We start from the raw sequence: 18255 nt of genomic DNA, 5'->3' as shown, positions 1-18255 counted from the left end.
AATAAAACGCTTACATATGTCAAAAGGATTATCACTACATATTGGAGTCAATATTGTAGACAAAAAACATTATGGTGATATAGTTGAGTTGAAAGCGGCAGTGAATGACGCAAAATTCTGGGAGGGTTTTGCCAAAAAGATGGGTTACAAAACAAAAAGTCTTCACAACGGAAAAGCAACATCAACAGATGTTCTGAAACAACTCAAAGAATACAGTACCGTTGTAAAACCAGGGGATATATTGCTGCTCACCTATGCGGGTCATGGCGGTTCTATAAAAAATGACAGGCCATCCTCTGAAGATAATGAACAATATGACCAGACCTGGTGCCTCTATGATCGTCAGCTGCTTGATGATGAGTTGTATGAATCATTTTCAGCTTTTCCAAAAGGGGTAAGGATTACCGTGGTATCAGACAGTTGTCATTCCGGCACGGTAATAAAAGCTGCCGGAGTTGATCTTAGTGAACTACTCTCCGAAGGGATTGCCGATTCTGCCAAGATGAGAGGTATGCGATCAAGAAAACTCAGTAAGGAGGAAGAAGCGCTGATAGCGATGAATTTTAAGGATACTGTTTACAGGCCTTTGCAGGATAAATTTAAATTAAGTTCCAAAGGCAAGGGCGTTCAGGCTTCAGTGAAATTGCTGGCCGCCTGCCAGGATGACGAAGAAACGCTTGATGGTGATAAAAATGGAATTTTTACCGAAGCATTTATGGATCTGTTTAAAGATCCGGATTTCAAAACAGCGAACGGAGAACGATTAATTGCAGGTGTTCGTCAACGTTATTACTTCCCGGTTCCCGGATTTTTCGAGTATGGCGGAGTGATTCCATCCTACGACTACAGTTCCCCGTTTGCAATAAAAATTGCAAATGCAGATAAAGTTGATGGCTATCGGAAACCTGATCTTTCTTTTACAAAAGTGAGAACGATGCCACCGATGTTAGCTGAAACAGATCTGAGTATTATTGAAACACAAGAGCCCGCTGTCTTGCTCATTGAAACGACAAATGATATCGGAGATGATGTATTTGGGGGAAAGGACCTGGTGGTCATCAGCGATAAAAAATCCGGTGGCAGCAGGCAGATCACCGTTTCTCTACCCGAAATTTCTCACCAGTTTGCCTGGAGCGCTGCGCATGCGTTGCAAACTTCTCTGAAGAAACGCGGTATTGAGGCTTCTGTTGAACCACAACTTACAATCAACCCCGCGCAGAAACCCAGGATAAGTCGCGAAGGAGATGCGAACAATCCCGATTATATGAAAGAATGGCCGCCATCATTACAACAAGGCGCTATTGGTATCGGATGGCACCTGGATGAACAGCACTCGCAGCTGGCCGCAGCGGTGAAAAAAGTACAGACGGAGAAGCCGGATGCGCATGTTACAGTTGTACATGTAGATACTGGTTATAATCCTGACCACAAATCATTACCACCAAAATTGCGCGTAGATAAGGCACGAAGCTTCGTCGACAAAGACACTAATCCAAACCAGGCCTTAGATCTTGCAGGATCCGGTGGTCAGGAAGGTCATGGACTTGGTACGCTTGTGCTGTTCGCAGGAGGAATGGCGACAAAGGAGCAAACATTCAACGAATTCGAAGGAAATATTGGCGGTGTTCCCTTTGCGGATGTTGTGCCTGTTCGTGTGTCCGAATCCGTGGTCATATTCAACGATAAAAATTTTGCTGCTGCAATTGACTATGCAATCGAGCAGGGTTGCGAAGTTCTATCCATGTCTATGGCAGGAAAGCCTTCACGGCGAATGGCGAAAGCAGTTAATCGTGCTTATGAAGCGGGACTTGTACTTGTTACTGCGGCGAGCAATTGCTGGTATAAAGGTTTAGGAGCAGCATTACCAAAATGTGTTTTGTTTCCGGCAGCATATGAACGCGTGATTGCTGCAACGGGAGCTATGTTTGATCACCGCCCATACGATGTCAATTTCCTGCAGAAGAGCAGGTTCAACATCGGTACGAAATATATGCAGGGGTCATGGGGTCCGCCTTCCCGCATGAATCGTGCACTGGCAGGTTATACACCTAACACGCCTTGGGCATCTTCTCATTTTGCATTTTTACGCAGTGGTGGGGGAACTTCTTCTGCAACACCACAGGTGGCCGCAGGTGCAGCCATCTGGATTGCATACCACCGTGACGAACTTGAGGCGAAAGGTTATTACTCTCCGGGAAATCAATGGAAAAAAGTGGAAGCGGTTCGCAACGCACTGTACACATCCGCTGCAAAAGATAACGTGTTCGGTGAATGGAAAAAATATTACGGCAATGGAATCCTTCGTGCGTTGGATGCATTATCGGTACCTGTGGCAGAAGAAAGTCAATTGAAAAAAGCACCGGATGCCGAAGCAACCTGGAGCGGAATTACCGAGCTAATCGGTTCTTTTCTGGTTCGCGGACCATTCCGGAGTAATGCAGTTAAACCGGAAAAAGAAGCCCTCGCAACTGAATTGATTCATCTGCTTCAAACAGACCCGCAGTTTTATAGTTTGTTCTCCAACCTTGATCTTTTCGATGAAAAAGAAATGGAGAAGTTGTTGAAATCGAAAAAATTCCGTCAGCAGGTAATGAAATCACCTTATTCATCAAACTACCTGAAAGAAGCGATGATTGAGTAACCTGCATTTGTATTTTTATACCGGTAATTTAAAAGTAGTGATGTGGCTGTTTAACTTTCAACTTATTAATGATACCATCTTACTTTTTCAGATAAGGGAACGATCCTCGTGCCTGCTTTTTGAAAATCGGAATAGCCGAGACATATGATGCCAAGGATGTGATCGTCTTCGCCAAGTTGCAGGTATTCTTTCATGGCAGGATGATAGGTCATGCCGCCGCTGCCCCAGTAGGCGGCGATACCTGCAGCCTGTGCGCCGAGTAAAAAGTTTTGTACAGACGCGGCGACGGAAGCCATTTCTTCCTGCACCGGAATTTTTGGATTGGCACCTCGTTTCATTGCAGCAACAATCATATGCGATGCAAGATCTCCCTGCTGAAATAATTTTTCTTCAGATGCCAGCAGGTATTTTTCTTCCGGAGTAAACATGCGATACATGTTGGCATGATCAGCGCAGAACTGTTTCACCGCATCGCCGGAAAAAACAAAAAAACGCCAGGGTTCTGTATGTCCGTGGGTCGGTGCCCAGTCGGCGAGCTCAAGCAGTTTCTGCACATCTGCATCATCGATTTTTCTTCCATTCATTTGCTGGGGCTTTATTGTTCTTCGGTTGCTGATCACGGATGCGAGATATTCTGCACTCATTAGGGATGTTTTATTCGGCGCGAAGTTAGGACAGTAAGCAGTAAGTAGTGAATAGTAAGTAAGAGTTTAAAGTTAAAAGTTGAAAGTGGGCGCAGGTGTCGTATGCTTTTCACCAGTGCTATACCCCATACTATTCAGGGATCATCTCACCATACTCAACCGCCGGCTGTTTTCCTACTTACTACTCACTACTCACTATATTTGCCCCATGAAATACAGAACCCTCAAAGGAACCGATCTTCATCTTTCAGAAATCAGTTTTGGTGCCTGGGCTGCCGGTGGCTGGATGTGGGGTGGCAATGAAAAAACAGAAGCTATTGAAGCCATCAAAAAGGCATGGGAACTTGGCGTAAATAATATCGATACGGCAGCAGTATATGGCCAGGGCGATAGTGAAATCATCGTTGGTGAAGCCATAAAGGGAATTCCGCGCGATAAAATTTTCCTGCTGACGAAATTCGGAATGCGTTGGGATCTGAAAAAAGGTGATTTCGCCTTCAATAGTAAAATGAATACAGGCGAAGCGATTGAAGTATATCGCTATGCAGGGAAAGAAAGTGTTATCCTCGAGTGCGAAAACAGTCTGAAAAGATTAGGAACCGATTATATCGATCTTTACCAGATACATTGGCCCGATACAACAACACCGGTGCAGGAAACAATGGAAGCTGTATCAAAATTAATCGAGCAGGGAAAAATACGTTATGCAGGTGTATCGAATTACTCGGCAGCACTCGTAGCCGAAGCACGGAAATATGTAAACATCGTTTCTGACCAGGTGCCCTATAGTATGGTGAAAAGGGAGATTGAAAATGAACTCGTCCCTTACTGTATTCAAAACGATGTATCAATTCTCGCATATAGTCCTATGGAACGAGGTCTTTTAACCGGGAAAATAAAACCGGGTCATCATTTTGCCGATGGCGATCACCGCGTAAATCTTTTCTATTTTAAAGATGAAAACATCCGAAGGACAAATGCCTTCCTCGAACAGATAAAACCGCTTGCTGATGAGAAGGGTGTTTCACTTGGGCAACTTGCATTGAGATGGACACTTGATCAGCCAGGAATTACCATCGCACTTGCAGGCGCAAGGAATGCGCAACAGGCGGAACAAAATGCAAAAGCTTCTGATATCACACTATCTGCAGATGATATCACCTGGATCAATGAGCGGTTGAATAAACTGGAACTGGTCAAATAAAGATAGCAGGTGGTAAAGTGATAAGTGATAAATAAGATCCTGCTGTTTGTTGTGCAAATCCCGGTGGATATTGAATTTCAAAAGAATTTTGATGCCAGATCCTGTATGAATGCATCAGGCTTTGAATACATCCGGGTTTCGCCTGGTGGTCACTGTTAGTGTGGTGTTCCTGAGGGTTTGATCATAGGCGTCCTTGGTAAAGGTTTTCCGAAATCAGGTCTTCCATCCTGGGTCCAGGTGAACTGTTGAATATAAGGAGCTCTTTTATTTCCACAGCCATCCTTTTCATTTTTATTCGCATGAAAAATGATCCAATCTTGTCTCCCATCCGGTGAAATAAAAAATCCATTATGCCCGGGGGCGAAAACCGCGTTCTCCCGTGATTGTACAAAAACAGGTTCAGGATGTTTCTTCCAGCTTGTTGCCGATAAAAGATTACTTCCCGTATCCGCTTCAAGCAGACCCATACTGTAATCAAGCCAGCAGGCGTTTGCAGAGTAGGTTATGAAAACTTTGCCGTTGCGGACAATGAACTCAGGACCTTCATTCACCAGCACTTTTGGTACTTCACCATTTCTCTGCCAGTCTTCAGGAACATCCCCATGCAACTCCCAATCAAACTGAGGTTTTGCAATCTCCACGCGGTCTCCTTTCATAGTCCAGGGATCGCTGAGTTCGGCTATATATAACCGTTGCATGCCATTGACATATCCATCCCACCCGGACCACGCGGCATACAACCGCTCATTATGTTCGATTACAGTAAGGTCAATTGCCCAGTGATCGCCGGGATCAGCAAGCTTTCCTTTCATAACCCACTCTCCCGTCAACGGGTTTTGCGCTTCATTTTCGAGTACATAAATGCGATGATTTTTATTGTCTCCGTTATCTGCAGCATAATACAGGTACCATTTGCCGCGTACATGGTGCAGTTCAGGTGCCCAAAGTTGCCTGGAATACATACCGGTTGGAGGTGGCGTGTACACAACTTTCTTTTCAGCTGATGCCAGGCCGGTAATATCATGTGTTTTCCTGATTACAATGCTATTGCCTGTTGTACTGGTAAAAAAGTACAGTCCATTGCGCTGGATGACCCAGGGATCCGGACCGGACTCGAGTAATGGATTTGTAAAGGTCGATTGTGCACATAAAGGTTGTGAACTGCCGAAAAGAACAGTGATCACGATCAATCGGAAAATCAATGGAAATGTGTTTAACCTCATCAGCAAATAAACTGAATACGCAGGTGTCATCAAAATAGATCAGGACACAAAAGGAATCACAATATTTTTTGCATTAAACCCGGCTGTAGTTCCGCTGGTTACATCGAGAGTTACGCCTGTTATTTTATCTGCGAGTGCAGACGCAGCAAATACAGCTACATTCGCGATATCATCTTTCATAGGTAATGATTTGAGCATAGTATCCTGGACCAGTGCCTTCAAAAAAGTTGCCGTTCCTTTTTCGTCGCTCTTTAAAGCTTCCTGGAATGGTTTTGTATCCGGAGAACCTGCGGATCGAAGGTTCACTACGCGTACTCCAAAAGGCCCGATCTCTGTGGCCAGGTCACGCATAAACCCTTCCAGCGCGCAACATGCAGGACCGAAGCCGCCAACAAGCGGATATGCCAACACGGCAGGGGTTGCAGTGATGGAAAGAATAACACCACGACCTTGTTTTTTCATTACTCTTCCTGCAGCTGTAGCAGTGAGAAATGCCGTTTTCATTCCGATATGGATGGGTTGGTGGAAATCTTCCCAGGTCATATCAACAAGTGGAATATTCTGAACGTCTTTCGTATCGATACCATTGAACGTAATGTCCACACTACCGGCCGTTTCTACCACTTTATTCAGACATTCTTCTATAGCGTTTTTATCCAACGCATCTACGATTGCATAAGAAGCATGGCCACCTTCAGCAGTGATTTCATCAGCAGTCTTTTTGATGGAATCTTCACGATGCCCCGTTACAAAAACCCGTGCACCCTGTTTTGCGAATGCTTTTGCAATAGCTCCGCCCAGCGATCCGCCGCCACCGAATATTACCGCATTTTTATCTTTCAGTAACATGTAGTCTTAAATTTAATGTGAGGTCAAAGGTTGAACGTTGTACGTTTTACGTTCAACGTTTAACGTATAGCTAGCTGTTGGTAGTGACGCCCGGAGGCAAGGGATTGAGCGTTATATTTTGTCGTTGGTGCCAGTATGGATAAATCGGATCATTATAACTTGCCTTATTGAGCCTTTGCATGTGCTCATCACTCAACTGCCAACCTATAGAGCCAATATTTGCCTTAAGCTGTGCCTCGTCTCTCGCCCCGATAATTATACTGGAGACCGTTGGTCGTTGAACGATCCAATTAATTGCAATTTGTGCGACAGTTTTTTCTGTCTCCTTTGAGATTTCATCAAGCACATCCAGAATTTTAAACCAGATTTCTTCATTGATCACTTTATCCGGTACCGGACTACCGCCCTGGGCTACCCGACCTTCAGCAGGTTTCTTATTTGCGCGGCTATATTTGCCTCCCAATCTTCCGGCAGCTAACGGTGACCAAACAAGTGCACCAATATGCTGATCAATTGCCAATGGCATCAGCTCCCATTCGTATTCCCTGTTCGCCAGTGAATAATATACCTGGTGCGCAACATACCTGTTCCATCCATATCTTTCTGAAACAGACAATGATTTCATCAGCGCCCATCCTGAAAAATTGGAAGCGGCGATGTATTGAATTTTTCCGCTCGTGGTAAGATCGTCCAGCGCGCGCAAAGTTTCTTCAACAGGCGTGTTGCCATCAAAACCATGCATATGATAAATATCGATGTAATCCGTGCCCAGCCGCTTCAGGCTTTCTTCCACTTGTCGTACCAGATGAAATCTCGATGATCCCTGGTTGTTGGGCCCGTCGCCAAGCGTGAATGTTGCTTTTGTTGAAATCAGCAATCTGTTTCTTTTTCCCTTTATTGCCTTACCGAGAATTTCTTCTGATAAACCGTCGCTGTACACATTTGCCGTGTCAAATAAATTGACACCCGAATCAAGACAGATATCAATCAGCCTGGATGCACCTTCTGCCTGTGTGTTGCCCCAGGCTTTAAAAAATGAATTTCCTCCGCCAAATGTGGCCGTGCCAAAACTTAGCAAGGGGACTTTCAAACCTGAGCGGCCAAGAAATCTGTATTCCATAGTTCAATAAAGCTTGGTCATTTTTTAAATTGTTCTGAACCTCAAAGTTTCTCCTTTTTCATAATCCCTTTTTGCTCATTGAGACGACCCATGCATTGTCTCTACCCACTTTCCACCACCATCTGTAAACTACCTTTTACCTGATGCCACCCTTCGGGCGGGCTTTAATCAACATGTTTTTACGGGAACATGGTCGTTACATCTGATCGCAATCTTAGATGCATTGGCACTTGCAAAAGCTAACTTACAACCTATCACATACAACCTTCAACTTTCCGCCTCCCTACAATTTACAACAAAAAAAGTTGCCTGTTCAGCACAGGCAACACAACCAACTATCAATCTGTACCAAAACTATTTTGCTCTAACGCTTACGGACACACGTCGGTCTTTTGCACGCACTTCATCAGGTGCATCAGCAGCAGCTTTTGCAAACTGTGATCCATACCCTTCCGAGCCTTCCACCTGGCCGCCAACACCGGCAGTCTTAAGTTCGTTTTCCACAGCTTTTGCCCTGTCACCGGATAATTTGAGATTACTATTCTCATCGCCGACTTTATCGGTATATCCCCCTATTTTGATTTTTGCTTTGGGAAATGCTTTTAGTATTTCCACGATGTTTACAATTTCACCACGACTTTCCGGAACGATTTCAGCAGTACCGAACGTAAAATTCAGATCACTGAAATCAAACCAGATGTCTTTACCCGGAACAGCAGCTGGATCCTTGAGAAATGTTACGAGCTGATCTTCTATCCCACCTTTGTAAGCATCGATTTCTTTACCATTCGGTAAAACCACTTTTACAGACTCACGTGCAGTAGTCATCGCAGGTTCGGTTGCCGGTTGAACGACCTGGCTGTCTTCAACCACCGCAGCCGTTTCTTTGGGCGCATTACAGGTTTTCATTAACCACCACAACAGGAGAATTGCTGCGAGAGCGAGTAGCAAAGGAACCAGCCATTTGTTTCCTGATTTTACTGGTTCTGCCGTGGATCTGTTCGGAACAGCAGCTGTTCTTACAGCAGATCCTCCCAGCATATTGGAAAGATTAAGACCTGCAGGTATTGCCGACAACACAGAGTTCTTCATTCCTGATAAAAGCGAACCAATTGCACCAGGAGTAGAATTCGTATCGGTAGCATGCTTACCCAGGGCAGCGAGCGCTAACGGTACCACAGAACCGAAAAGTGATGAGGCGGTTGTACCTTTTGATCCTGTGAATGATGATATCATGTTGGCAATTGATCCGAATTTATCCCCGAACAAACTCGTGATTAATGACGGGCCGATTGCGGGTACACCACCTCCCGCGGAACTGAATGTATCTCCCAGCTTTGAAAGTATTCCACTTCCCAGTGCTTCCTTACCCATATTGATCAGGGATTCTATATTTCCATCTTCAGCTTTTTGAATAATGCCCGCCAGTGAAACCGGGATAACTGCATCAAGCCCTTTTTTTATCGTCCCTTCAGACTCACCAAGATATCCGGCAGCTTTGCTGACCATCTCATTGTTGAAAAATCCTTTTACTGTATCCAGAAGATTAAATGACATAATAATGGGATTTAATTGTCAAGGAAAATTGATTGACTAAATACCTGTTTTACCCAGGATCTGTGCTTCCTGGTAACGTTCTCTTGCGAGCCTTGAACGACAAACTGAATTTACAGGGTATCAATTACCGGGGTATAGGGGAAGATGAAAACACCGGTCGGCAAAATAACAATCGTCTTGGATTAAATCCTTTCTGTCAGAAAAAGAAAGGTACGGAGAAATAGGTGTGAAGAAAAAAGTTTCCGCAAACCTGCTGCGGAAACTTTTTTGTGAAATAGGGTAATTACTGAACTTTTACTTCAACCCTGCGATTGAGCGCGCGGCCTTTCGCAGTTTTATTATCACCTACCGGGTTGGCAGAACCGAAACCCTCAGACATTATCCTGTCATCAGCAATGCCTTTACTCATCAGGTATTTTTCTGCGGCTGCCGCACGGTTTAACGACAATGGGTTGTTTACTTTATCAGTACCTGTATTGTCCGTATAACCTTCCAGTTTAATTTTTACATCAGCATTTTTCTGCAGGAAATCAACTACTACATCCAATTCTTTTTTCCCTGATGCAGTAAGTACAGATTTGCCGGTTGCGAAAGTCACTTCATGTGCCTGGAAGGTTGCGATTTTCGGACAACCTTTCATTTCAGGAACACCTGCTACAGTAGGGCAACGGTCATCATCATCATTGATACCATCACCATCTGTATCGGGCACAGGGCAACCCTGATATTTTGCAACACCTGCCTGAGTCGGACATTTATCTTCTTCATCATTGATACCATCACCATCTGTATCCGGAATCGGACAGCCGTTGTATTTAGCAAGACCAGCCACCGTAGGACATTTATCCTGCTCATCATTTACACCATCTTTATCAGTATCCGGAACAGGGCAACCTTCATATTTTGGAAGACCAGCCACTGTAGGACATTTATCCTGCTCATCATTTACACCATCATTATCGGTGTCCGGAATAGGACAGCCCTGGTACCTTTCAAGACCGACCTGTTGCGGACATTTATCTTTTGGATCAGGAATGCCATCACCGTCAGAATCAGCAGGAATGAATCGACCAAAAAGTTTCAGCTTTAACCCCGCCTGTATTTGTTGGTTGTAAAGTGTAATTGATGTACCTGAATTCTCTGGTTTGTTGAAATCATTTAATCCATACAGATAACGCGCGAAAATGGCAAGGCGTCCATGGGGATTAAATTCCACACCGGCTGTTGCTGCTACACTTGTTTCATCAAAATCATCTTCAAATAAAAGATTGTTTTTGTCACTCACATTTTGTTTGATATCCAACTGTGGACCAACGGTGATAGCAAATTTTTCTGAAACATGTAATTTGAATAACAACGGAACAGAAATGTATCCGATGTATCCATTCATATTCTGATTTACATTTTGTTTAGGCTCGTACGAATATTGAGAATACAACAACTGTGGCTCAAGGGAAACGAAATTGGTCAGAGGAAAATTAACCCATGCGCCAGCTGACCATCCGAATTTCATGTTGAATTTCAGATCCTGCGGATTATTTCCACCAGTACGGAAATTACCGTAGTTAGCCGCTCCGAGAAGGCCGGCTGATGTTGTGTAACGACCTTTTGTAATGCTTTGGGCAAATAAGCCGTAAGAGATAAACAGAAGTAGCTGTAGTGCTATTACTTTCTTCATAAGAGATATATTATTGTCAATAAAAATAATCCGAGATTGAAGCATAATGTAATTGTCCAATGGAACCAGAAAATACCCAGAAACCAACGTGACTATCTAATTATTATGCCAGCTTAGGAATTAAACGCTGCGAACATGTCAGACTGTCCAGACAATTAAACTAAACATCTACAAATCAGGAAAGGCTTAACCAGGAAGGGAACTTGAAAACTGCATCAGCAGTAAATTATTTTTTTGCTGAATGCAGCGGCGAAGTTAGAAAACACCGTGAAATGAACAAAATTATTTATTGTACGCGGGATGTTTGTTCATCGTTTTTGAATTTATTATTTGGAGTATCCTTTCATGTTAGCCTCACTAACGTCGACGATCAGCCGAATTTGTTTTATTTATTTAAGGCTGATAAAATTCTGACTGTTTTTTGACCGTCTCTTTATTCAGATCAAAACTTCAGCATTATTTAACTACACATTGAACTTTAAAATGTTTGGAAAATCAGTCCGGGACCAACAAAAATTCGCCGATCCGGCGTTTGCACAATCGTTTAACCGGGTAGTCACCCCTTTTGGTGATAGAAATACCACAAATGGGGCATTATTCCAGTCACTGGTAATTCTACCTTTATAAAAACCTTTATTTATGCAAACGCATGATCTTAACGAAAATTCAAGACGTCAGTTTCTGGGTTCCCTGGCCACCGGAACTGCTGCTTTAACTATGGCGGGTTTATTTGCGCCGCTACAAAAAACCACAGCTGGAGAAACAATTCTTTCAGAGCATGCCATGGATGCTGAGCAATGGTTCAAAAAAGTAAAAGGCAAACATCGTATCGTTTTCGACATTACCAGGCCACATGAGATTCTTCCTTTTGCATGGCCCCGGGTATTTCTTCTCACCAATGAAGCAACAGGTACACCTTCGAGTGATTGTGGTGTAGTAATGGTGCTTCGTCATGATGCAATACCTTATGCAATGAAAGATGAATTATGGACAAAATACAAATTTGGTGAAGTGTTTAAAGCCGATGATCCGAAAACAAAAGCGCCTTCTACACGCAATCCGTTTGCTTCTCCCGCGAAAGGAGATTTTGTAGTGCCGGGTTTTGGAGAAGTGGCCATCGGCCTTAATCAGTTACAGGAAAGTGGCGTAATGGTTTGTGTTTGTGGCGCAGCTATGAGTGTTTATAGCAATGCCCTGGCTGCAGGAATGAACATGAAAGCAGAAGATATAAGAAAAGAATGGGTAGCCGGATTGTTACCTGGAGTTCAGGAAGTGCCTTCCGGCGTATGGGCAGTCGGACGCGCGCAGGAACACGGATGCGCATATTGTTTTGCAGGCTGATTCATTAAAAACTAAATAGTGTTTCCATTTTCAAAAGTCCGCTCAAAGCGAACAAGGATATTTATTTTGGTAATCCTTTCGGTCCTCTTACTGGGAACACTGTTGTTTTTTCAAAACCGGATAGAAAAAAAGCCTGTTGTTGTTGAATCACGGAAGGTTTCAACCCAATTTAATTGGATTGCGCCTGACTCTATTATGATGGATAATGAAAGTAATGCAGACCTGATAAGATATGGCCGCGCACTGATTGCAAAGACTGCTTTTTATTTCGGTCCGAAAGGATCTGTTTTGAAGATGAGCAACGGCATGAACTGCCAGAATTGTCATCTGGAGGCAGGAACTAAACCCTGGGGAAATAACTATAGCGCAGTATTTTCTACATATCCAAAGTTCCGGGCAAGAAGCGGATCGGTTGAAAACATCTACAAAAGAGTGAACGACTGTTTTCAAAGAAGTCTGAACGGATCAGCGCTGGATACCAACAGCCGCGAAATGCAGGCCATGGCCGCTTACATTAATTGGGTAGGCAAATCAGTTCCGCGTGAAATCAAGCCAGTGGAATCAGGGATTACCGACATACCGCTTTTGTCACGTGCAGCTGATCCTACACAGGGAAGCGTGATTTACCAACAGAAATGTGCGCTCTGTCATGGGCAGAACGGGCAGGGACAGGCAGACTCCGCAAACATTGCTTACGTATATCCGCCTTTATGGGGCACCAATAGCTATACGACAGCTGCAGGGCTGTACAGAATAAGTCGCCTTGCCGGATTTGTGAAAGACAATATGCCTTTTGGCGTAAGGCATGATAGTTCAGTGGTTACAAATGAACAGGCCTGGGACATTGCTGCTTTTGTAAACTCGCAACCGCGACCTGAAAAAGTTTTTGAACAGGATTGGCCGGACATTACAGGCAAACCTTTCGATCACCCCTACCCGCCCTTTGCTGATGGCTTTTCAGCCCAGCAACATAAATATGGCCCCTTCGGACCAATCAAAGAATGGATCAGCAGAAATCAAAGCAGTGCAAAAAAGTGATTTTTAAAACCTTTCTGATATGAGAGCGAAAGTTTCGGTCTTGGTTTGGTTACTGTTCTTTTGTATTTTTTTTACCAAAACACATGCACAAAAATACCAGGTCGTATTTGACATGACCAGCAACGACGCAGTCAATCAGCAGGCATTGATCCGCCAGTTGTCTGGCATCAGGGAATTAAATTCATTGGCAAAAATGGAAATAGTCATCTACGGGCAGGGACTATCGCTTGTAAAAAAAGACAGCCCTGATACGCAAGATGCAATAAAAAAGTTGATTGCAGAACCTAATATCACATTCAAAGTATGTGCCATTACGATGAAGAGAAATAACATCGACAAAAGCCAATTGCTTGATGGTGTACAGGTAGTACCTGACGGGATCTATGAGATTGTAAAACGACAACAGGAAGGTTGGGGCTATATCAAGGTTGCCCACTGATTGAACTGCAAACAAATTAAAAATGCCGTTTCATACGGCATTTTTTCATTTTCATACACAACAGGATTTCAGTTGCCGAAAACCAGGAGTACTATTACAGCAGGAATTACCGGCAATTGTTAAAGCCGGTGGTGAAAATCAGTTGTGAGATATGATTAAAGATCTGCCGGGGCAGATAAACCTGGTGTTTATACTGACCACCATTGTATGTTGTATTCTTTTTCTGAAAGCCGCCAGATACAATCCGATACTTGTATTGCTCATAGCCGGCATATTGCTATTTGAATGTGTCCTGGGATTAACAGGTTTCTACACCGATCCGGATTCCGGAAAGTACAGGCTTCCCTTTCTGATATTGCCATCGCTTTTAATGATCGGGATTGTATTTATGACCAAAAGCGGAAGAAGATTTACGGAGCGGCTTTCACTGAAATCACTTACATGGATACACGTAGTTCGTATACCTGTAGAATTTGTTTTGCATTGGTTGTTTTTAAACAGAATGGTTCCGGATGTGATGACATTTGAAGGCGCTAACTACGATATTCTTTCCGGGCTTTATACACCAGTGATCATCATGTTTGGTTTCAGAAAAAGATTTGGCAGAAGAAGATGGCTCATCATCTGGAACTGCCTGTGTCTTGCGCTTTTGTTGAATGTCATTATTCTTTCGATCCTTGCAGGGCCCGCAACTTTTGCGCATTTTGGATTTTCTCAGCCCAATAAGGCTGTGCTTTTCTTCCCCTTTGTGTGGCTTCCTTCGTGCATTGTGCCAATCGTTCTTTACGCTCACCTGGCTGCATTGTTCAAACTGGTAAGGTACCGGGGTGATTTTGTAAGCTAATCAGATTGTTTGTCGTAATCTGCTATTAAAAATGACGGATCTGCACCGTTCCGTTGATTTTCGGCATGAGTAAGTTTGCTGATGAACTTTACAACTTTTACACATATACAGGAAAATGATCTTCGACTACTATGCAAAAGAGTTCCTGAGTTTCCAGCAAACATTGACCAGGCATTTCTGGAAATGGAAAGAGTATTTGCAGATTACGTAAGAGATGGTTACTACGGCATTTCCTGGATGGAAGGAGAGAAGGTGATCTATCATGCGTGTGCACCCGTCCCTGAAAATATTCCTGACGGAAATTACGATCCATTTATTTTGAAAAAAGGTAATTATATCGCCGTTGAATTGAAAAACTGGATGCAACAGTTGCCAATGATTAAAGAAGCATTTATGTTTTTAATGAAAGACCCACGCTTTGATTATAATTATCCATGCGCAGAATGGTACAAATCAGATGATGAAATGCTGATCATGGTTAGAATGAAGGAAGAAGCAAACGGAAGCGGATACGTGTTGTAGATTGTGCATTGAATTTGGAAACAATGATCAATGCATACCTGAGTTTCAATGGAAATGCGATGGAAGCATTTCAGTTTTACAGGTCAGTTTTTGGTGGGGAATTTCAAACCCTGCAGTATTTCAAGGATCTGCCTGCTGAATACCTCGATGAAAAAGAAAGTCATCGCATATTGCATGTATCCCTTCCCGTTGGTAAACATAGTTTGCTTATGGGTTGTGATACTTCTGAACATTTCGGAAATAAAGTGAACATCGGAAATAACTTCACTCTCTCGTTCACTACGGAATCAACGGAAGATGCTGACCGGATATTTTTATCACTTTCCAGGGGTGGAAAAGTAAATCGTCCCATGCAAAATGAGTTCTGGGGTGCTTATTCAGGAATGTTAACAGATAAATTCGGTATCAACTGGATGATCAGCTTTGAACCAACTGCATAAGCGGTTTTTGTAACTTTAAATGGTCAATTTCTATTTATGATCGAAGTTTTTAAAACAGGAGTTTGTCAGCAGCGGGAGGCGGAAAGGCTTATCAATGAAATCACTGATTTATTTCCCGGATACAAAGCAAATTTTGATCTTGATGATTGTGATCATATCCTTCGTATTGAATCCATTTCACGAAAGATCGAAACAGAAAAAGTAATTTCTCTGCTGAATAAAACGGGCTATGAAGCGGAAATCCTTGACGATAAAATCATTCCTTTTTCACATCGCGAAGTTTGTCCGCACCACCATGCAGAAAATCCCGGCAATACCGAACGAATCGCAAATATCTGCGTCCATCTGCAAAGCATACACGAGAATTGATTTCTGATGGTCAATTTTAATATCTCAATACCTGATTACGAAGCATTTTTCCCGAAGCCAGCCCAAGCGACACCGGCAACCTCTTTTTGTCATTCTTCGTATTGATTCCAACAGATTTTACACTCCGGCAAAAGTTTAAGGAATTTTTTCAATATCCGCTAGACTGAATTGTTTGTGGTACAACAATTGAGTAATGATCCTAAATTTCATTTCATGCTGAAAATAGTCCGGCTCGTTATAGCCCTGGGTTTTGTTTCTCTTTTATCCTGTTCAAAAAATGATGATCCTGCAAATGGCAATAATGGCTCGATCAGCGGACAATGGGTGATCCATTATTACTGGGATGAAAAAAACGAAACCAGTGATTTTGCGGGCTATGTATTCGAATTTCTAGGTAACGGCCAGCTGAAAGCCAAAAAGGGATCAACTACGGTAACAGGAAGCTGGCAGGAAACATCAAGTAAGTTTATTATAAATTTCGGAAATGACCCTGTACTTGAAGAGATCAATGATGACTGGGAAAAAATCGAGCGTACCAGTACTTTGATTCACCTGGAAGATGATAATCCGGGGCAGGATGACGAGTTGCATTTTGTAAGACTGTAGACAGCAGATGGGAGACGGTAGAGGCGATGGGTAGGAGGTTGGAGGCAGTAGGCACAACAGCCGGAGTAAGGAGCTCAAAATCTTCAGAAGAACAGACATTAACCCAAAACAACCCTGCAAAAAGTACTTGCCACTATTCTCTGCCGGCTAAATCTCCTGCTATATGGCTTTTTTTGCCACGAAGACGGCAAGACTTTTAGGAGATTTACTTCGAGCAATCTTTGCGTCTTCCAGCTTTTGAGGCTGTCACTGGGATATTTTTGATAGGTTATTGCTAAAAAGACATTAGCGTTTTTGCCAATAGTGAAACTCCCTTCCTTACCGTTGCCGGATATCTGTAATAACCGTTAAAAAAATATGGTGCTATCAAACCCCAAAACAACCCTGCATAAAGTGCTTGTCACTATTCTCTGCCCTCTGAATCTCCTGCCTCCCCACCTGCCTGCCTGCCGGCAGGCTCCTGCCTCCCTACTATTTTGCCATCATCATTCAAGTCCCTAATTTTGCACTTCTCCGCGGGCGGATTTGTTTATTGTTCAACCCGCGGCAGGTAGTATGGCCACAGCCAAATGAACTAATAAACAGCAGGGCGTAACCCGGCATTCACTCCCCACTGGTTATTATCTTTTGTACTGTACCGACACTACCTATAGTTTTTCAACGTTTTAAGTGCGAATTTTTAAATGCTTACAATATGAGCAGTATAAACGAATTATTGAACAAACGTATCCTGATCATCGATGGTGCCATGGGTACTATGATCCAGCGATACAAACTGGCAGAGGAAGATTACAGGGGAACCCGTTTTGCAGATTACCCTACTGACCTGAAAGGCAACAATGACCTGTTGAGCATTACCCAGCCGCAAATCATCAAGGCTATTCATCTGGAGTATCTCGAGGCAGGAGCAGATATAATTGAAACCAACACTTTCAATGCGCAGGCCGTATCCATGGCAGACTACAATATGAGTAGCCTTTCACCCGAGCTGAACCTCGCTTCGGCAAAATGTGCGCGTGAGGCTGTCGATGAGTTTTTGGTGCGCCATCCGGAAAGACGAAACGAACCAGGGCCATTTGTCGCTGGCGCGATAGGGCCGATGAATAAGACCCTTTCACTATCTCCTGACGTAAACAACCCAGGCTTCAGGTCCATCAGTTTTGATGAAGTAGCAGAGGCTTATTACGAGCAGGTAAAGGGACTGGTAGAAGGCGGTGTTGATCTTTTACTGATTGAAACAATTTTTGATACATTGAATGCGAAAGCTGCCATCTTCGCCGTGAAAAAATATTTCCGCGATACAGGGAAACCTGAACTTCCCCTGATGATCAGCGGAACAATTACTGATGCATCAGGAAGAACACTCAGTGGCCAGACGCTTGAAGCATTTTACACCTCCGTTCAGCACGCGAACCCTTTGAGTATCGGTTTGAATTGCGCACTCGGTGCCGATCAGATGAGGCCGCATATTGAAGAGCTATCACAGATTGCCAGCTGTTATATATCTGCGTATCCGAATGCAGGTTTGCCAAATGCAATGGGTGAATACGATGAGCTTCCTTCACAAACCGCTCATTTCATAGAAGAATGGGCCGAAGAGGGATTTGTAAATATAGTTGGTGGCTGTTGCGGAACAACTCCGGATCATATCAGGCATATTGCTGATTATGTAAGAAAAATAAATCCAAGACCTATTCCTGTTATTGAAGAATCACTTACTGCCTGAGAAAAGGTATTCCA

The 18255-nt window shown here is 43.4% G+C and carries 17 protein-coding genes; 11 read left to right on the top strand and 6 right to left on the bottom strand.

All coding sequences use genetic code 11. From position 1 onward, the window contains the following. Positions 1-16: 16 nt before the first annotated feature. Positions 17-2641 carry a S8 family serine peptidase gene (locus P2W82_RS06455; protein WP_336515031.1) on the top strand — a complete coding sequence of 875 codons (2625 nt, stop codon included), beginning with the start codon at positions 17-19 and terminating at the stop codon, positions 2639-2641. 65 nt (positions 2642-2706) lie between these two features. On the opposite strand, the gene P2W82_RS06450 is transcribed toward P2W82_RS06455, so the two are convergent. Continuing rightward, on the bottom strand, positions 2707-3285 hold the full coding sequence (locus tag P2W82_RS06450; protein WP_336515030.1) for a nitroreductase family protein: 579 nt from the start codon (positions 3283-3285) through the stop codon (positions 2707-2709). Between the two features lie 208 nt (positions 3286-3493). Here P2W82_RS06450 and P2W82_RS06445 point away from each other — a divergent pair, with 208 nt between their 5' ends. Further along, positions 3494-4489, top strand: a complete 996-nt coding sequence (locus P2W82_RS06445; protein WP_336515029.1) for an aldo/keto reductase — start codon at positions 3494-3496, stop codon at positions 4487-4489. Between the two features lie 155 nt (positions 4490-4644). On the opposite strand, the gene P2W82_RS06440 is transcribed toward P2W82_RS06445, so the two are convergent. The 5 genes from P2W82_RS06440 to P2W82_RS06420 all read right to left on the bottom strand — a co-directional run bounded on the left by P2W82_RS06440 (position 4645) and on the right by P2W82_RS06420 (position 10916). Continuing rightward, positions 4645-5712, bottom strand: a complete 1068-nt coding sequence (locus tag P2W82_RS06440; RefSeq protein WP_336515028.1) for a glycoside hydrolase family 43 protein — start codon at positions 5710-5712, stop codon at positions 4645-4647. Between the two features lie 39 nt (positions 5713-5751). Further along, a complete protein-coding gene (locus tag P2W82_RS06435) occupies positions 5752-6561 on the bottom strand; it encodes an SDR family NAD(P)-dependent oxidoreductase (RefSeq protein ID WP_336515027.1) in 810 nt (269 codons plus the stop codon). A gap of 70 nt (positions 6562-6631) precedes the next feature. After that, positions 6632-7681: an aldo/keto reductase gene (locus P2W82_RS06430; protein ID WP_336515026.1), complete on the bottom strand. Its 1050-nt coding sequence runs from the start codon at positions 7679-7681 to the stop codon at positions 6632-6634. A 354-nt stretch (positions 7682-8035) separates the two neighbouring features. Next, positions 8036-9238, bottom strand: coding sequence for an OmpA family protein (locus P2W82_RS06425; RefSeq protein WP_336515025.1), 1203 nt, complete (start codon positions 9236-9238; stop codon positions 8036-8038). A 283-nt stretch (positions 9239-9521) separates the two neighbouring features. Next, complete coding sequence (locus tag P2W82_RS06420) at positions 9522-10916, bottom strand: OmpA family protein (protein WP_336515024.1); 1395 nt, start codon at positions 10914-10916, stop codon at positions 9522-9524. A gap of 639 nt (positions 10917-11555) precedes the next feature. Here P2W82_RS06420 and P2W82_RS06415 point away from each other — a divergent pair. From P2W82_RS06415 to P2W82_RS06375, 9 genes are all read left to right on the top strand, one after another. Continuing rightward, positions 11556-12257, top strand: a complete 702-nt coding sequence (locus P2W82_RS06415) for a hypothetical protein (RefSeq protein WP_336515023.1) — start codon at positions 11556-11558, stop codon at positions 12255-12257. A gap of 195 nt (positions 12258-12452) precedes the next feature. Beyond that, the gene (locus tag P2W82_RS06410) at positions 12453-13295 is read left to right on the top strand and encodes a c-type cytochrome (RefSeq protein WP_336515022.1); all 843 of its coding nucleotides are present in this window, start codon (positions 12453-12455) and stop codon (positions 13293-13295) included. Between the two features lie 19 nt (positions 13296-13314). Further along, positions 13315-13734 (top strand): DsrE family protein, encoded by a 420-nt coding sequence (locus tag P2W82_RS06405; protein ID WP_336515021.1) that lies wholly within the window; start codon positions 13315-13317, stop codon positions 13732-13734. A gap of 151 nt (positions 13735-13885) precedes the next feature. Beyond that, on the top strand, positions 13886-14578 hold the full coding sequence (locus P2W82_RS06400) for a hypothetical protein (protein ID WP_336515020.1): 693 nt from the start codon (positions 13886-13888) through the stop codon (positions 14576-14578). A gap of 81 nt (positions 14579-14659) precedes the next feature. Then, positions 14660-15100, top strand: a complete 441-nt coding sequence (locus tag P2W82_RS06395) for a hypothetical protein (RefSeq protein ID WP_336515019.1) — start codon at positions 14660-14662, stop codon at positions 15098-15100. A 23-nt stretch (positions 15101-15123) separates the two neighbouring features. Beyond that, positions 15124-15540, top strand: coding sequence for a VOC family protein (locus tag P2W82_RS06390; RefSeq protein WP_336515018.1), 417 nt, complete (start codon positions 15124-15126; stop codon positions 15538-15540). A gap of 36 nt (positions 15541-15576) precedes the next feature. After that, a complete protein-coding gene (locus P2W82_RS06385) occupies positions 15577-15909 on the top strand; it encodes a hypothetical protein (protein ID WP_336515017.1) in 333 nt (110 codons plus the stop codon). 213 nt (positions 15910-16122) lie between these two features. Continuing rightward, positions 16123-16515, top strand: a complete 393-nt coding sequence (locus P2W82_RS06380; RefSeq protein WP_336515016.1) for a hypothetical protein — start codon at positions 16123-16125, stop codon at positions 16513-16515. A 694-nt stretch (positions 16516-17209) separates the two neighbouring features. Next, positions 17210-18241, top strand: a complete 1032-nt coding sequence (locus P2W82_RS06375) for a homocysteine S-methyltransferase family protein (RefSeq protein WP_336515015.1) — start codon at positions 17210-17212, stop codon at positions 18239-18241. Positions 18242-18255: the final 14 nt, after the last annotated feature.

Origin of the sequence: Pollutibacter soli, from assembly GCA_029269725.1 — a bacterium.
Lineage (GTDB): Bacteria > Bacteroidota > Bacteroidia > Chitinophagales > Chitinophagaceae > Pollutibacter > Pollutibacter soli.
Note: the sequence above shows the minus strand (reverse complement) of the source record. Positions and strands in the feature narration are given on the sequence as shown.